Here is a 14857-nt window from a genome sequence, read left to right on the forward strand (position 1 = left end):
ATTGCTGAATATTTCTCCCGGAACCCACTATCTGCGCCGCCGTTCGACTCCGTTGTTTCGAATCCGGCCATCGTTTTTCGCGGAGAATCGCCATGCAACGTCCCAGCTGGGAAGGCCATCTCAAGCTGTCGCTGGTCGCCTGTCCGGTCGCGCTGTTCAGCGCCACCACCCGCGGCAACGACATTTCCTTCCATCTGATCCACAAGAAGACCCATAACCGCATCCGCATGGTGCCGCATGACCCCAAGCTGGGTGCGGTGAAACGCAGCGACCTGCAGCGCGGCTACGAGGTGAGCAAGAACCGCTACGTGGTGCTGAGCGATGCCGAGATCGAGGCAGCGCGTATCGAATCGACCAAAAATATCGACATCGAAAGCTTCGTGGAGATGGAGGCGATCGACCGCGTCTACTGGGATCAGCCCTATTACGTAGCGCCTAACGGCAAGAATGCGATGGAAGCCTATACCGTGATCCGTGAGGCGATGGAAAGCAGCCAGCGTATCGCCATCGGCCGGGTGGTGATGCATACGCGCGAACGCGTCGTCGCCATCGAACCGCGCGGCAAGGGGCTTCTGCTCACCACGCTGCGCAGTCATGATGAAATCCGCGAGGAGGAGGATTTCTTCCGCGGCATTCCGGCGCGCAAGCCGGGCAAGGAAATGCTGGCCATCGCCGAAAAGATCATCGACCAGCAGGCCGAAGATTTCGATCCGTCGGACTTCACCGACCGCTATGAAGACGCCTTACGCAAGGTGATCAAGCGCAAACAGAAAGGCCAGAAGATCACTGCCAAGCCGGTGGACGAAGACGCCAAGGTCGAGGACAGCGATCTGCTGGCGGCATTGCGGCGCAGTCTGAAAGGCGGTGGCGGTGGAGAAAAGAAGAGCGCAAAGTCGACAGCGCGGCGCAAGACGGCGTCGCCGCGCAGCAAGACACGCACGAAGGCGAAAAAGCCTACGCGCCGGCGCGCTGCAGCATAGTTTTGGTTAGCACCTGACGGCTGGCTTCGAATTCGTCCCAGTCACCGATATGCTTCAGCGCAGCGTCCAGCTTCGTCATGCTGTAGACCGGCAGCTTCTTCTGCTTCTCCAGGTAATCCCAGGTCACCGGCACGGCAATCGGCGCGCCCTGCCGTGCGCGTGGCGACCAGCAGGCCACGGCGGTGGCTGAACGGTCATTACGCAGGTAATCGACGAAAATCTTGCCCTTGCGCTTGGCCTTGCGCGCCTCAGCAATGAAATGAGCGGGGTCGGCTTCCTCGAAAGCCAGCGCCAGGGCATGGGTGAAGGCCTTCACCTCTTTCCAGCCGGCTTTGGGTTTCAGCGGCACGACGACATGAAGACCCTTGCCGCCAGTCAGCTTGGGAAAACTGGCCAGGCCGAAATCCTCCAGGCGGTCGCGCATCGCCAGCGCCGCCTTTTTCATAAAAGTGAAAGGCACGGCGGCATCGGGATCGAAATCGAAGATCATCTGATCGGGCTTTTCGACATTCTTCGCCGTCGAACCCCAGGGATGCAGTTCCACCACGCCCCATTGCGCCATGGCCCGCAGGCCTTCCGCATCCTTCACCACCAGATAGGGCTGCTTGTCGCCGGCCAGCTTGATCCTGTCGATGAAAGACGACGTACCGCGATTGTGATGGCGCTGGAAGAAGGTCTGCCCCTCGATGCCATCCGGTGCGCGGACGATCGAGACCGGCCGGTTGCCGGCAAAGCGCAGCAGCGGCTCGGCCATGCGGGCATAATATTCGGCCAGATCGGATTTGGTGACACCGTCTTTCGGCCAGAGCCGCTTGCTCGGATTACTCAATGCAATCTTGCTCTGTGCCTTTGGAATCCTTGCTTTCGCCACGGCCTTGCCCTCACCGCCTACCGATTTCGCCGGCTTGTCCTCGCGTAATCCCTTGAAGGCGGCATGGCGCAAGAGGCCATCTCCCGTCCAGCCAGCATACTCCACCTCACCGATAAGCTTCGGCTTGAGCCAGATCACATCCGATGTCTTGTCCGGCTGGGTACCCACGAACGGCGAGGTTTTCGTCACCAGCGGCTTCATTGCCTTGCCGAGCAGGGCGGAAATGTTCGCGTTGAAGCCGGTGCCGACGCGACCACGATAGCGCAATTCCTTGCCGTCATAGACGCCCATCAGCAGGGCGCCGAGGCTTTTGCCTGCGGTCCCCCTGCTATAGCCGCCGATGACGAATTCCTGGCGGCCCTTGCATTTGGTCTTGACCCAGATGTCGCTGCGGCCGGAGCGATAGGGGGCATCGAGTTGTTTCGAGATGATACCTTCCAGCCCCATGCTGCAGGAGGATTGCCGTAAGCTTTCGCCCGGCGAGATGAAATGCGGGACGAAGCGGATGCGCTTCTGTTTCGACTCTGCGGGCAGGAAAGCTTTCAGGTTCTCCTTGCGCGTCTCAAAGGGCTGTTCGCGCAGATCCTCGCCGTCTGCCCAGAGCAGATCGAACGCGTAATAAACCAGGCCCGCTGTATCGCCTTCCTGCAACGCGGCCTGCAGCGCCGGGAAGTCCGGCCGCTCGCCTTCGGCCAGCGCACAGACCTCGCCATCGACAATACCCTCAGGCAAATTTGCGGCCTCTGCCACGATCTCGGGGAATTTCTTCGTCCAGTCCAAGCCGCTGCGCGACCAGGCGGTCACCTCGCCGCCTTCGATGCGCAGTTGGATGCGATAGCCGTCGAACTTGATCTCATGTGCCCAGCCATCCTCCTCCGGCGGCACATCCCACAGCTTGGCCAGTTGCGGTTCGATAAAGCCGGGCATGGCTCGGTGGCGGGCTGCTTTCGTCTTTGCGACCCTTTTCCGAGCCGTCTGCTTTTTGGCCGCCTTCTTTTTCACTTTTGGCTTGCGCGCCTTGCCGCCGCGCCATTCCGGCGCATCGCCGCCGGCGATCTCCGACAGGCTGCGCCCGCTTTCCACCGATTCATCGATGGCCGCGACATCGGCAGCCTTGCCGGTGCGGACGTAGCGGTCCTTTTCCTTGATCAGCAGCCAGTTCCGGCCGCTCTTGTTGCGCGGCCCACGCATCTGCACCAGCGCCCAGCGACCCTGCAGGCGTTCGCCCTCCAGTTCGAAGGCGATCTTGCCCTTCCTGAAGGCGCGGGCGGCATCTTCATCGACCGGATGCCAGTGGCCGCGATCCCACAGCTGCACCGTGCCGCCGCCATATTCGCCTTCCGGAATGGTGCCTTCGAAGCGACCGTATTCGATCGGATGATCTTCCACCTGCACGGCCAGCCGCTTGTCGGCCGGATCGAGGCTCGGACCTTTCGGCACCGCCCAGGATTTCAGCACGCCGTCATGTTCGAGGCGAAAGTCGAAATGCAGATGGCTGGCATCGTGTTTCTGGATCACGAACCGATGCTGGTCGCGCTTTTGCTTCTTGCCGCGCGGTTCGGCCGTCTTCCTGAAGTCGCGTTTCCGGTTATAGGCAGAGAGTGTCTGGCGAGCCATGGCGAACGGTAAACCCGGGCACCATGGCTAAGTTCCAGACCCTACCGTCAGATCACGCCCTTCTTGCGCAGCTCGCCCAGACGCACCGCATCGAAACCCAGCTGTTCGGCCAGCACTTCGTCGGTATGCTCGCCCAGCAGCGGCGGGCCGCGGTCGTAGCTGACCGGAGACTCCGACAGACGCAGCGGGCTCGCCACGCTGGGCAGTGTGCCCTGCCCGGTATGCGGCACGGTCTTCTGCAGGCCGCGCGCCTGCACATGCGGATCGGCAAAGACGCGATCCACCGTGTTGATCGGACCGCAGGGCACCTGGCGTTTTTCCAGCGCCGCGATCAGGTCATCGATACTGCGCTTTTTCGTCTCTTCCGAAATGGCGGCAACGATCTCGGCGCGGTGATGCAGGCGTTCGATATTGGTGGCGAAGCGCGGATCGGTTTTCCATTCCGGATGGCCGAGTTCGTCGGCCAGCTTGCCGAACTGGCCATCGTTGCCGACCGCGATGATCACATGGCCATCCGAGGTCGGGAAACTCTGATAGGGCACGATGGCGGCATGGCCGTTGCCCATGCGCTCCGGCACCTCGTTGCCGACCAGGTAATAGGTCGCCTGGTTGGCGAGGGCTGCCACCTGCACGTCCAGCAGCGCCATGTCGATATACTGACCTTTACCGCTGCGATGCCGCTGGTTCAGCGCGCCGAGGATGGCGATGGTCGAATACAGCCCGGTCATCACGTCGGCCAGCGCCACGCCGGCCTTCTGCGGACCGCCGCCCGGCAGGCCGTCCTTTTCGCCGGTCACGCTCATCAGCCCGCCCATGCCCTGGATGATGAAGTCGTAGCCGGCGCGCGGCGCATAAGGCCCAGTCTGGCCGAAGCCGGTGATCGAGCAGTAGACCAGCCGCGGATTGAGCTTCGACAGGCTGTCGTAATCCAGCCCGTATTTCTTCAACCCACCGAGCTTGTAATTTTCCACCACCACATCGGCCTTCTTCGCCAGATCGCGCAGGATCTGCTGGCCGTCTTTCGTGGCCATGTCGACGGTGATCGAACGCTTGCCGCGATTGGCGGCCAGATAATAGGCAGAGTCGGCGCGTGCTCCGGTCTCGGGATCCTTGAGGTAGATCGGACCCCATTTGCGCGTGTCGTCGCCCTCGCCCGGCTTTTCCACCTTGATCACGGTGGCGCCAAGATCGGCGAGATTCTGGGTACACCACGGACCCGCCAGCACGCGGCTGAGATCGAGTACTACGATATCGTCCAGCGCACGCATGCCGGCAGCTCCGCCTGTATCGGTGCGACTTAGTAGAAAGCCTGAATGCCGGTCATGGCGCGGCCGAGGATCAGTGCATGAACGTCATGCGTGCCCTCGTAGGTGTTCACCGTTTCCAGATTCACCAGATGGCGCATCACATGGTAATCCTCATGAATGCCGTTGCCGCCGTGCATGTCGCGCGCCATACGGGCGATATCCAGCGCCTTGCCGCAGTTGTTGCGCTTGATCAGCGAGATCATCTCCGGGGTTTCCTGACCGGCATCGCGCAGACGACCGACGCGCAGCGCGGCATTCAGCCCCAGCGCGATCTCGGTCTGCATGTTGGCCAGCTTGAGCTGGATGATCTGGTTGGCGGCCAGAGGACGATTGAACTGCTTGCGGTCCAGCACATACTGGCGCGCCTGGTGCCAGCAGGCTTCCGCCGCACCCATGGCGCCCCAGGCGATGCCGTAGCGCGCGCTGTTCAGGCAGCCGAACGGACCCTTCAGGCCCTGCACATTCGGCAGCATGTTTTCTTCCGGCACGAACACGCTGTCCATGACGATTTCGCCGGTGATCGAGGCACGCAGCGACAGCTTGCCGTTGATCTTCGGCGCCGACAGCCCCTTCATGCCCTTTTCCAGCACGAAGCCGCGGATGATGCCGTCTTCGGTCTTGGCCCAGACGACAAACACATCGGCGAGCGGCGAATTGGAAATCCACATCTTGGCGCCGGTGACTTCATAACCGCCCGGCACCTGCTTGGCGCGGGTCTTCATGCCGCCCGGATCGGAACCGTGGTCGGGCTCGGTCAGGCCGAAGCAGCCGATCCATTCGCCGGTCGCCAGCTTGGGCAGATACTTCTGGCGCTGGGCTTCGCTGCCATAGGCATAGATCGGATACATCACCAGGCTCGACTGCACGCTCATCATCGAGCGGTAGCCGGAATCGACGCCCTCGACTTCGCGCGCCACCAGGCCATAGGCCACGTAAGACGCGCCGGCGCAGCCATAGCCTTCGATCATCGAGCCGAGCAGGCCGAGTTCGCCCATTTCGCGGAAGATCGCCGGATCGGTCCTTTCCTCGCGGAAGGCTTCCTTCACGCGCGGCAGCAGCTTGTTCTGGCAATACTCGCGCGCCGTATCGCGGATCAGGCGCTCGTCCTCGGTCAGTTCGGCGTCGAGGTTGAAGGGATCTTCCCACTTGAAGGCGGCTTTTGTGGCGCTCTGCACGTTCATGGCGGTGTCCTCGGACTGCGATTTTTGAAGGGGAGAGTATACTCCCCGGCTGGTGCGGCAAGCTGCCCGAGCGGTGCTTGGCGCGCAAACGATGATTTGCTATTGGTTAATGACTGATAGTTATCAACTTCCGGAGCATCTTCGTGGCCCTGCCCCGCCGTTTCCTGCCGCCGCTGTCGGCCCTGACTGCTTTTGAAGCCGCGGCGCGACATGAAAGCTTCACGGCCGCAGCATCCGAGCTGAATGTCAGCCAGGCCGCCGTCAGCCGCCGCGTGCAGCTGCTGGAAGAACTGCTCGGGCTCACGCTGTTCGAACGCATTCGCCAGCGCGTCGTGCTGACGCCGGCTGGTGCAGGCTACGCCCGGGAACTCCAGGATGCGCTGGGCCGCATCGGCGCCGCCACCGTCAACACCATGGCGGCGCGCAGCGGCAATGCGCTCCTCACGGTGGCGACGCTGCCGACCTTCGGCACACGCTGGCTGATCCCGCGCCTGCCGGAGTTTGCCGCGAAGCATCCGCAGATCACGGTCAACCTGCCGACCCGGATCGAGACCTTCGATTTCGCCGCCGAGCCGCTGGATGCCGCGATCTCGTTCGGCGATCCGGTCTGGCCCGGCGCCGTGGTCGACCGGCTGATCGAGGAAGAGCTGGTGCCGGTGGCGTCGAAAAAGCTGCTGGCCAAGCATCGCGTGAAAAAGCCGGAAGACCTGTTCAAGTTGCCGCTGCTGCAGCAGTCGACGCGGCCCTCGGCCTGGGCCGATTGGTTCGCGCTGGTGAATGTCGCCGCGCCCGCCGTGCCGCTCGGGCCGCGCTACGGCCAGTTCGCCATGGTGGTGCAGGCCGCCGTGGTCGGGCTGGGCGCCGCCATCGTGCCGCGCTTTCTCGTCGAGCCGGAACTGGCAGACGGCAGCCTGGTGACGCCCTTCGGGCAAAGCATCGGCAGCAAGCAGGCCTACTGCCTGTTCTATCCCGAGGCGCGCCGCAACGATCCGGCCTTGCGCGCCTTCCGCGACTGGCTGCTGGAGGCCGTGAGGCGCGCGAGCAGGCGATAGCACCCTGCCATTCATTGGCATCAGCCGCCCCAGGGCGATGCCATCAGCCGGTGTTCGTTTCGCTTCGTTGGCGTTCGTTCCGTTTCGTTTGATGCTCGTTTGTGTTCGCCGGCGTTCGTAGCGCTTCGTTTGCGTTCGTTTGCGTTCGTAGCGGTTCGTTCGCGCGCTCGTTGTCCAAACCCATACTCCATACCCGCCGCCCCGGATCCTGACGATGACGCATACCCCGATATGCACGACGGTCAACAGCTTTTGCCATGAATATGTTCTTGATTTGTTCGATTTCAAGGCGAAATTATATACTTGACTGTACGACTTCGGCTTGCTGAGATGGCGGCAGAGGAGATATTCCGATGCCGAAACGCCGCTTCGATGACAGCCATTTCCATAATGAGGACAAGGCCCGGGCATACCTGGAGCGGGTGCGCTGGCCTAAAGGGGTCGTCTGCCCCTATTGCTGTTCCGGTAAGCATATCTCCCCCTATGGGCCTTCCATGGGGCCGGGGTGGTATCGCTGCACGCCCTGCCGCCGCCAGTTCACGGTGCGGGTCGGAACCGTATTCGAGCGCAGCCATATCCCGCTGCATAAATGGCTGCATGGCACCTACCTGATGAATAGCAGCAAGAAGGGTATTTCCGCGCACCAGCTCGGCCGCGTGCTCGGCCTGTCCTACAAATCGGCGTGGTTCATGGCGCATCGGATCCGCGAGGCCATGGCCGAGGACGGCACCTCCGGGCCGCTGGGCGGTGGTGGCAAGACGGTGCAGGCCGACGAGACCCTGATCGGGCCGGGACGTGCCGTATTCCAGTCCGGACGCGGCTGGGTTGGCGAACAGGGCACCGGGGGCAAGATGAAGGTGCTGAGCGTTGTGCAGCCCGGCGGTGGAGTCCGCAGCATGGCCGCCAAGTCGATCAGCGCCAAGACCGCCGGGGCCTTTATCACCTCGGTCGCCGATCCGGCCTCGGTCCTGCATACCGATGAGGCCCGGATGTATCCCCGCATCGGGAAGGCCTTCGCAGGCCATGCCACGGTCAAGCACATGATCCGGGAATTTGTCCGCGATGGCGTCACCACCAACCATGTCGAGGGCTATTTCGGGGTGTTCAAGCGCGGCATGCGGGGCACCTACCAGCACTGTGCCTCCCATCACCTGCACCGCTATCTGGCCGAATTCGACTTCCGCTACAGCAACCGGCAGGCGCTGGGCTGTGACGACGAAATGAGGATGGAACGCGCGCTTTGTGGTATAAGTGGCAAGCGACTGACTTATGCAGAACTGACAAATGGCGCAGACGAAAAGAAAACCGAAATCCCCGCCCATGGTGCTGATTGAATGGGTTGATAGTCGTCAGCCGGTGCCGGAATGGCGCTATGTCAGCGATTACGATAACGCCATGAATGTCATTCCCGTTATGTCACTTGGTTTTCTGATCCACGACGGCAAAGACGTAAAGGCGCTGGCGCCGAATCTCGGACAGATCGGGCAAGACGACGAACAGACTTCCGGCGTTATCCGCATTCCGTCGCGCGCGGTTTTAAAAATGAAACGCCTTCGCACAGGTCGGTGATTATTTCTTTTTCTTAGGCTTTATCGGCGCCTTTTTATCAGGTGCCTGAGTCAACAGGCTGGCCCCCATACTCTGGATTTCAGTCAGCGTCACAGACTTAGGGTCTTTGATCGCACGCGAGGCGATGCTCGCCATATCTTTGCCGGTCTTCTCATTGCGCGCCATAGCCGTTTCCCCCTTATGTATTGAGTAGGCTAGCGTTTCATTGGAATATGAGCCAGCTAAAAAAGTGCCGCACTCACGGGAGGGAATGATGAGTGAAGAAATTCCAGAAAACGTTGAACCGTTTTTCCGCGCTATGGCAGTGGAGGTAGTCTTAGTTGATATATTGGTAAAACTGCATTCAGCGGCTACGAATGCGGCGGCCTCTCTAAATGCGCACAAAAACGAAATGCTGACGGTACTGGCGGAAGCACAGATTGCAGGATTACCAACCGATTATGAAACTCTAGCCTCTACGACTGGCTTTCTTTCAGACTGCGTGTCGCGTCTTTTTGAGCGCGCCGCGCACGTTCAATCGCAGGCCAAATGAGATTATCAAAAATCCAAAAAGCATTCTTTGGCGTGACCTTTAGCGGCCTGTCCTTCTCCGCCTTCTTCGTCCCGAGCATCTTTTTCAGCGTCTTTTCGGTGCGCTGCTGCTTCTCGGCCTCGGGATATGGTTCGGATTTCTTTGTCATCGCCAGGAAATTCCCATGAACAAAAAAATTATAGACGCGCCAGCCTTCCCGCCGGGTTTTCACCAGAGCCTCGGCCATTTCCACGGCCTTTGGCTTATGTTCGATGTCACGTTAGATTATTCAATCGGAAAATTCCTGCGCTTAGAACATTCCGAAACTCACATCTTAGTGGCAGGCATGGAATTCGGCCGCAAGATTCGCCTTCTCTGTGAATTGTTGAAACATTCCGATCATCCGAAGAAGCAACAATTGGTTGAGCAATTGAGTATCTTGCAAGCGGCTAAACGAGATGCGATTACGCATGCATACGTCGCCTCCAACTCCACCGACATAACCTTTATCTATCGCTCACGCGGCGGCCCTTACGAAGCAAAAGAATTACGATTTACTTATCCGGAATTCAAAGAGCATGTCACCACATTAATCGAGGCTGCCCAGCGGTATCAGCGGATGCTGGGCGCACCCGTTGAAGAATTGCTTTCTTTTGCGAATACAGTCTTGAGCCTCAAAAAAAGGTCATAAACTTCCCCTGCATCCCCGTCCTTGATAAAAGTTTCGTTGATCCCGAACCAACTCCAAAAAGCTTCTTTCGCCTCGTAAAGCACATCTTTCGGCAAATCTCGCTCGGTTTTAATTGCACAGTCATCTACATAATTGCCATTTCAAGGGCAGGCGAGTGATATTTTTAAGGGCGCCCCACCTGCTCCAGCAACGCCGTTTGTTGCTCTTGCGCGACCAGGATATGGCCTTGAAGGTCTATAATCGCCGCAGTCCTGACACGGAGCGCCGCGGGGCACCGGCGGCGTCGCCATGGATCAGCTGGCCAGCGCTACGCCGATCCCGGAAAATTCAGCGGCGACGCCTGAGGCGCCGAAGCCCCTACCCTCCAACGACTTCGCTGATCTGCACGATGGGCGCGATGTCCGTATAGTTGGCGACGTCCGCGACAATCTCCGCGCGGTGGCGACCGAACGCCTCCTGGAATGTCGCCAGGGACGGCGAGTAGATGTGGCACGCCGCGACGAACTCCGGCGCGCTGCCAGGTTCGCGCCCCGCAAGACCCTTATCGATCTCGTAGCGCAGGCAGGCATCGCCGAGCCGTTCCTGAATCAGTGGCATGTGGCGAGTGCGATAGTAGTCGTGATCGAACTTCGAGCCGCGATCGGCCGGATAGTAGACGCTCATCTTGATCATGGTCGGACTCCTGCCTGAACGCCTCTCCGAGCGTCCGAGGGTTATCTAGCTCATTGACTCGTAAATAGCATACGCCCGCAGCGCCGCGACATGCCGCTGCTTCGCCGCCTCGTCGATGAAAGCAGCGCGGAAGCCGTTTTCCGCCAGCGCCAGGATCTCGTCGCGTGTCAGATCCAGCGCCTGCTGCACGGCCGTGTAATTCTCGTTCACATAGCCGCCGAAATAGGCCGGGTCGTCGGAATTCACCGTCGCCACCAGGCCGGCCTGCAGCATGCGACGCAGTGGATGCTGTCTCATGTCGTCCACCACGCAAAGCCGCAGGTTGGACAGCGGGCAGACGGTGAGCGGGATTTTCTCTGCTGCCAGCCGCTTCACAAGGGCTGCATCCTCCAGCGCGCGGTTGCCGTGGTCGATGCGATGCACGCGCAGAAGATTGAGCGCTTCCCAGACGTATTCCGGCGGGCCTTCCTCGCCGGCATGCGCCACGGCTTTCAGGCCAAGATCATGCGCGCGGGCAAACACGTTTTTGAACTTCGACGGCGGATGGCCCTTCTCGGAGGAATCGAGCCCGACGCCGATGAAACGGTCCCGCCAGGGCTGTGCCTCTTCGAGCGTCCGTAGCGCGCTGGCTTCATCCAGATGGCGCAGGAAGCTCAGGATCATGCTGATCGTCATGCCGAACTGTGCCTCGGCATCTGCCTTGGCGCGCCACAATCCGTCGATCATGGTCTGGAACGGCACGCCGCGCTCGGTATGACCCTGCGGATCGAACATGATTTCCGCATGCCGCACGTTCTGCGCGGCGGCGCGGCGGAAATACGCCATGGCCAGATCGTAGAAATCCTGCCCGGTCAGCAGCACGCCCATGCCCTGGTAATAGAGATCAAGGAAATCCTGCAGGTTTCCGAATTTGTACGCGGCACGCAGGGCCTCTACCGACTCATAGGCAAAGGCCACGTCATTGCGCTGGGCCAGCGCATACATCAGCTCGGGCTCGAAAGTGCCTTCGATATGGACATGCAGCTCGGCCTTGGGCAGGCCGGCAATGAAAGCGGAAAGGTCGGTCATGCCGTCAGGGTAGCGCGCGGCGACCGGCGCGACAATTGAGGATCGCACCGTTATACTCTCCGCATAACACATTGAAGGGCAGAACCGATGGTTGAACGCATGCCGCCCGGCGCCGCCGCGCCGATGCCGCGCCGCAGCTGGTGGCTGATCGTGCTGCGCGGGGCCGCGGCCGTGATCTTCGGCCTGGTGGCGATCTTCTGGCCCGGCATCAGCCTGGCCGCACTGGTCACGCTGTTCGGTGCCTATGCCCTGCTGGACGGCGCCGTCACGCTTCTCCTGGCGCTGCGCGTAGCGGCCGGTTCGCCGGGCCGCAGCATCCTAACGGCCACCGGCATTGCCGGACTGATCGTCGGCCTGGTCAGCGTGCTGTGGCCGCAGGCCACTGTGGCGCTGCTGATCTATGTGCTGGCGGGCTGGCTGGTGCTGTTCGGCCTGATCGCCATCACGCACAGCCTGCAGATGCGCAAGCAGATCGTCGACTGGCCGTTCAGCCGCGGCGGCATTGTACTGCTGGTGATCGGGCTTCTGCTCGCGCTGTTTCCCAATGCGGTGGCGGTGGCGGCGACCTGGGTGCTGGGCATCCTGGCGCTGCTGATCGGCGGCGGATTGCTGGCCTTTGCGTGGCGACGCCAGCAGCGCGACCGGATGGTGCTTTAAGCGCCCGATCTTCTAAGCGAGGGGCAAGCCCAAGGTGACGATGAAGCCGCCGCCGCGCCGGTTGGCGGCTTCAATCGTGCCACCGACCGATTCCATGTTGCGCTTGGCCACCCACAGGCCGAGACCGAAATTACCCGAGGTAACGGCGTCGCTGCGGCTGCGGTCGCGGAAGGAAACATGGCGGTCGAAGATATGCGGCATCAGCGCCGCCTCGACGCCCGGCCCGTTATCGGCCACGACGATCAGCACGCGACGGGTGCCGCGATGCAGCGTCACCGTCACCACGCTGCCGGCCGGCGCATAGCTCAGCGCATTCTCGATCACCTGGCCGAGCGCGTCGGCGATCAGGCGGCCGCCGAGCGGCGCGCTGGCCTCGGACTCGATCGAGGTGCGCAGGCTGATCTGCCGGGTGGCGGCATCGGCGGCGAAAGTATCGACCACATCTTCGACCAGCGCGCCGAGATCGACCTTCTCGCGCGGCGGATCGAGCCGGTCGGCCACCGAGTCATCCAGATTGCGCGCCGCCCGCACCAGGCTGTCGAGCTTGTCGAGCGCGCCATCCACCGCCATCAGCGCCTGCTGGCTGCGCTTGTCGTCGCCGGCCACACGCGTGCGCAGCGGGACCATGGCCTGCCGGATCGTGCCCAGCGGCGTCTTGAAGGCATGCGCGCTTTCTTCCGCCGCCGCGCGCAACTCGCTGGCGGTGGATCGCAGGCTGTCTTCCATGCGGTCGAAGGCGTTGGCAACAGGTTCCAGTTCGGGAATCTGGTTGCGCTGGGCGAACCGTCCTTCGATGCGGCGTTCGGCCACGGCGCGCGCCGTGGCAGCGAAACGACGCAGGCCGTGCGCGATATCGAAGGCGATCACCAGCACGATGGCGGCGAAGATCAGATAGATCGCCGCCGCGACCTGCACTTCCGGCGCATGCCAGTAGGGCTGGCCCAGCCGCTGTTCGGCCTCGTCGGTCAGGTTGCTGGAAATCACCAGCACCCAGCAGCCGCGCGCAGTCCTGACGGGGGTGAGCGAGGTGATCAGTTCGGCGCCGCGGTCGGCGCGTTCGATGCGCAGCGCCAGCGGCAGGTCGCCGGCGCAGGATTCGCCCAGCTGCGCCAGTACGCCGCTGGCTTCCAGCCGCATGCGTTCGTCTTCCAGATCGGCCGGCTGCACCGGCGGCGCCGAGGCGACATAGAGGAAACCGGCGTCGGGAGCGCCGTCATGCGGGCGGAACAAAAGCCGCAGGCTGACACCCTCGGTCTGGAATCGCGCCAGCTCCTCGCCGAGCCGGAACAGCGGGATCATGTCGGCGCGCTGCAGCCGTTCCTCCAGCACGCGGCCGACGGTAAGGCCTTTGACGCGGATGCTTTCCAGCAACAGACGCTGCCGGTCGATATCCGCTTGCCGGAACGTGAGATACAGCACTACAGGCAAGGCAACGAACAGCGCCAGCACGACCAGCGCGCGGACCGTGAGGGACCGCCAGAGCCGATGCAGCTGCGTCGAGGTGTCAGCCATGACGCCAGCGATAGCCGAAGCCGGGATAAGTCTCGATGGCGTCGAACTCGGTATCCAGGTCGCGGAATTTCTGGCGGATGCGCTTCACCATGGCGCGCACATTGGCGCGATAACCTTCCGGCCCCTGCCCCGCTTCGAAACCGACGCCGCGTACGGCGTCGTAGATCTCGCGATAGCCGACATCGCGGCCGGCGCGCTGCGCCAGCAGCTGCACCACCTTGAATTCGCCATGGGTGAGATCGACCTGCGCGTTGTTCCAGGAGGCGCGGGCGCTGGCGACATCGAGCACCAGCCCGCCCTCGACCGCCACGGCGGTGGACTCGCCGGCCACCGGTGCTTTGGCCGCCAGCGCGATGCGCAGGCGCTGCAGGATAATGGCGAAGCTCTTGCTCTTGTCGACGAAATCGACAGCCCCGAGCTTCAGTCCCTTTTCTTCGAAGATCGGCTGGTTCAGGCCGGTGAGGAAAATCACCGGCAGGGCATGGCCGGCGGCGCGCAACTGCTCCAGCGTGGTCGGCCCGTCCTGCACCGGCATTTGCCAGTCCAGCAGAAGGGCTGCAGAGCGATTGCCCTTGGCGAACCAGTCGACGATGGCGGGGCCGTTGTCGAAGGTGATGGCGCGATAGCCTGCTTCACGCAGGTTCGCGGAGATGGTGTCGCGAAACAGATTGTCGTCATCGACGACAGCGATCAACAGAGCGTCAGCGGCGGCTGGCATCGCGGGCAATCCTTGAGAGGCAGCGGTCAACGGCATCATGCGGCGCTGGCAGGCCGTTGACCTCGTATTGCAGGGTATAGAAATCGTTGCGCGTGGTATCGAAATACAGATAGGCGGCCAGGCGGCAGTCGCCGCTGGTGAATTCCATCACACGCGCTGGCGCAGCTTCACGTTCGCCGGCCGGTCGGCCGAACTGCTCGATCAGCGCATCGCGGGTCAGGCCGACCACGACAGGCGGACGCGGCAGGTGTTCTTCCGCAGGCACCGCAGCAGCCGGCGACGGCGCGCTTGCGACGACAGGCAGCGACGGTTTGCGTGCTGGCAGCGGTATGGCGCGTTCGGCTTGCGGTTCGGCAACCGGTGCAGCAGGCGGAGGCGTTTCCTGCATCGGCTGTGGCGCAGGCTCCGGGGTCAGGCGCAGCATCTCACATCCCGCCAGCATGACCGGCAG

The 14857-nt window shown here is 62.1% G+C and carries 16 protein-coding genes; 7 read left to right on the forward strand and 9 right to left on the reverse strand.

Annotation, left to right across the window (positions count from 1 at the left end):
* Positions 1-92: 92 nt before the first annotated feature.
* A complete protein-coding gene (locus CTR53_RS20710) occupies positions 93-980 on the forward strand; it encodes a Ku protein (protein WP_290818237.1) in 888 nt (295 codons plus the stop codon).
* On the opposite strand, the gene ligD is transcribed toward CTR53_RS20710, so the two are convergent.
* From ligD to CTR53_RS20725, 3 genes are read right to left on the reverse strand one after another with little or no spacing between them, the layout of a single operon-like run.
* Positions 955-3468: a DNA ligase D gene (gene ligD, locus CTR53_RS20715; protein ID WP_290818240.1), complete on the reverse strand. Its 2514-nt coding sequence runs from the start codon at positions 3466-3468 to the stop codon at positions 955-957. The genes CTR53_RS20710 and ligD overlap by 26 nt on opposite strands.
* A gap of 47 nt (positions 3469-3515) precedes the next feature.
* Entirely contained in the window at positions 3516-4736 is a 1221-nt protein-coding gene (locus tag CTR53_RS20720) for a CaiB/BaiF CoA-transferase family protein (protein ID WP_290818243.1), read from the reverse strand.
* A gap of 29 nt (positions 4737-4765) precedes the next feature.
* Positions 4766-5956 carry an acyl-CoA dehydrogenase gene (locus CTR53_RS20725; RefSeq protein ID WP_290818246.1) on the reverse strand — a complete coding sequence of 397 codons (1191 nt, stop codon included), beginning with the start codon at positions 5954-5956 and terminating at the stop codon, positions 4766-4768.
* Between the two features lie 143 nt (positions 5957-6099).
* Between CTR53_RS20725 and CTR53_RS20730 the strand changes: the two genes are divergently transcribed.
* From CTR53_RS20730 to CTR53_RS20740, 3 genes are all read left to right on the forward strand, one after another.
* Positions 6100-7008, forward strand: coding sequence for a LysR family transcriptional regulator (locus CTR53_RS20730; protein WP_290818249.1), 909 nt, complete (start codon positions 6100-6102; stop codon positions 7006-7008).
* A 353-nt stretch (positions 7009-7361) separates the two neighbouring features.
* Complete coding sequence (locus CTR53_RS20735) at positions 7362-8342, forward strand: IS1595 family transposase (protein WP_290818252.1); 981 nt, start codon at positions 7362-7364, stop codon at positions 8340-8342.
* Positions 8329-8577, forward strand: coding sequence for a hypothetical protein (locus CTR53_RS20740; RefSeq protein ID WP_290818255.1), 249 nt, complete (start codon positions 8329-8331; stop codon positions 8575-8577). Before CTR53_RS20735 ends, CTR53_RS20740 begins: the two co-directional genes overlap by 14 nt.
* On the opposite strand, the gene CTR53_RS20745 is transcribed toward CTR53_RS20740, so the two are convergent.
* Positions 8578-8742, reverse strand: a complete 165-nt coding sequence (locus CTR53_RS20745) for a hypothetical protein (RefSeq protein WP_290818258.1) — start codon at positions 8740-8742, stop codon at positions 8578-8580.
* A gap of 88 nt (positions 8743-8830) precedes the next feature.
* Between CTR53_RS20745 and CTR53_RS20750 the strand changes: the two genes are divergently transcribed.
* The gene (locus tag CTR53_RS20750; protein WP_290818261.1) at positions 8831-9109 is read left to right on the forward strand and encodes a hypothetical protein; all 279 of its coding nucleotides are present in this window, start codon (positions 8831-8833) and stop codon (positions 9107-9109) included.
* A 163-nt stretch (positions 9110-9272) separates the two neighbouring features.
* Positions 9273-9779 (forward strand): hypothetical protein, encoded by a 507-nt coding sequence (locus tag CTR53_RS20755; protein WP_290818263.1) that lies wholly within the window; start codon positions 9273-9275, stop codon positions 9777-9779.
* Positions 9780-10136: 357 nt separating this feature from the next.
* On the opposite strand, the gene CTR53_RS20760 is transcribed toward CTR53_RS20755, so the two are convergent.
* Both CTR53_RS20760 and CTR53_RS20765 read right to left on the reverse strand, forming a co-directional pair.
* Complete coding sequence (locus CTR53_RS20760) at positions 10137-10451, reverse strand: EthD family reductase (protein WP_290818266.1); 315 nt, start codon at positions 10449-10451, stop codon at positions 10137-10139.
* A gap of 45 nt (positions 10452-10496) precedes the next feature.
* A complete protein-coding gene (locus tag CTR53_RS20765) occupies positions 10497-11519 on the reverse strand; it encodes an adenosine deaminase (RefSeq protein WP_290818281.1) in 1023 nt (340 codons plus the stop codon).
* A gap of 87 nt (positions 11520-11606) precedes the next feature.
* Between CTR53_RS20765 and CTR53_RS20770 the strand changes: the two genes are divergently transcribed.
* Entirely contained in the window at positions 11607-12176 is a 570-nt protein-coding gene (locus CTR53_RS20770; protein ID WP_290818269.1) for an HdeD family acid-resistance protein, read from the forward strand.
* Positions 12177-12188: 12 nt separating this feature from the next.
* Here CTR53_RS20770 and CTR53_RS20775 read toward each other — a convergent pair whose 3' ends face one another.
* From CTR53_RS20775 to CTR53_RS20785, 3 genes are all read right to left on the reverse strand, one after another.
* Positions 12189-13688 carry a HAMP domain-containing sensor histidine kinase gene (locus CTR53_RS20775; RefSeq protein WP_290818272.1) on the reverse strand — a complete coding sequence of 500 codons (1500 nt, stop codon included), beginning with the start codon at positions 13686-13688 and terminating at the stop codon, positions 12189-12191.
* Positions 13681-14406 (reverse strand): response regulator transcription factor, encoded by a 726-nt coding sequence (locus CTR53_RS20780; RefSeq protein ID WP_290818275.1) that lies wholly within the window; start codon positions 14404-14406, stop codon positions 13681-13683. Before CTR53_RS20780 ends, CTR53_RS20775 begins: the two co-directional genes overlap by 8 nt.
* Positions 14390-14857: hypothetical protein (locus CTR53_RS20785; RefSeq protein ID WP_290818278.1), on the reverse strand; the 468-nt coding region annotated here is incomplete at its 5' end. The genes CTR53_RS20780 and CTR53_RS20785, both read right to left, overlap by 17 nt.

The sequence above is a fragment of the Ferrovibrio sp. genome (assembly GCF_002796975.1).
In the GTDB taxonomy this organism is placed as follows: Bacteria; Pseudomonadota; Alphaproteobacteria; order Ferrovibrionales; family Ferrovibrionaceae; genus Ferrovibrio.

Coding starts and splice junctions, on each gene's coding strand:
- CTR53_RS20710 (WP_290818237.1), top strand. CDS start 93: ATGCAACGTCCCAGCTGGGAAGGCCATCTCAAGCTGTCGCTGGTCGCC.
- ligD (WP_290818240.1), bottom strand. CDS start 3,468: ATGGCTCGCCAGACACTCTCTGCCTATAACCGGAAACGCGACTTCAGG.
- CTR53_RS20720 (WP_290818243.1), bottom strand. CDS start 4,736: ATGCGTGCGCTGGACGATATCGTAGTACTCGATCTCAGCCGCGTGCTG.
- CTR53_RS20725 (WP_290818246.1), bottom strand. CDS start 5,956: ATGAACGTGCAGAGCGCCACAAAAGCCGCCTTCAAGTGGGAAGATCCC.
- CTR53_RS20735 (WP_290818252.1), top strand. CDS start 7,362: ATGCCGAAACGCCGCTTCGATGACAGCCATTTCCATAATGAGGACAAG.
- CTR53_RS20740 (WP_290818255.1), top strand. CDS start 8,329: ATGGTGCTGATTGAATGGGTTGATAGTCGTCAGCCGGTGCCGGAATGG.
- CTR53_RS20745 (WP_290818258.1), bottom strand. CDS start 8,742: ATGGCGCGCAATGAGAAGACCGGCAAAGATATGGCGAGCATCGCCTCG.
- CTR53_RS20750 (WP_290818261.1), top strand. CDS start 8,831: ATGAGTGAAGAAATTCCAGAAAACGTTGAACCGTTTTTCCGCGCTATG.
- CTR53_RS20755 (WP_290818263.1), top strand. CDS start 9,273: ATGAACAAAAAAATTATAGACGCGCCAGCCTTCCCGCCGGGTTTTCAC.
- CTR53_RS20760 (WP_290818266.1), bottom strand. CDS start 10,451: ATGATCAAGATGAGCGTCTACTATCCGGCCGATCGCGGCTCGAAGTTC.
- CTR53_RS20765 (WP_290818281.1), bottom strand. CDS start 11,519: ATGACCGACCTTTCCGCTTTCATTGCCGGCCTGCCCAAGGCCGAGCTG.
- CTR53_RS20770 (WP_290818269.1), top strand. CDS start 11,607: ATGGTTGAACGCATGCCGCCCGGCGCCGCCGCGCCGATGCCGCGCCGC.
- CTR53_RS20775 (WP_290818272.1), bottom strand. CDS start 13,688: ATGGCTGACACCTCGACGCAGCTGCATCGGCTCTGGCGGTCCCTCACG.
- CTR53_RS20780 (WP_290818275.1), bottom strand. CDS start 14,406: ATGCCAGCCGCCGCTGACGCTCTGTTGATCGCTGTCGTCGATGACGAC.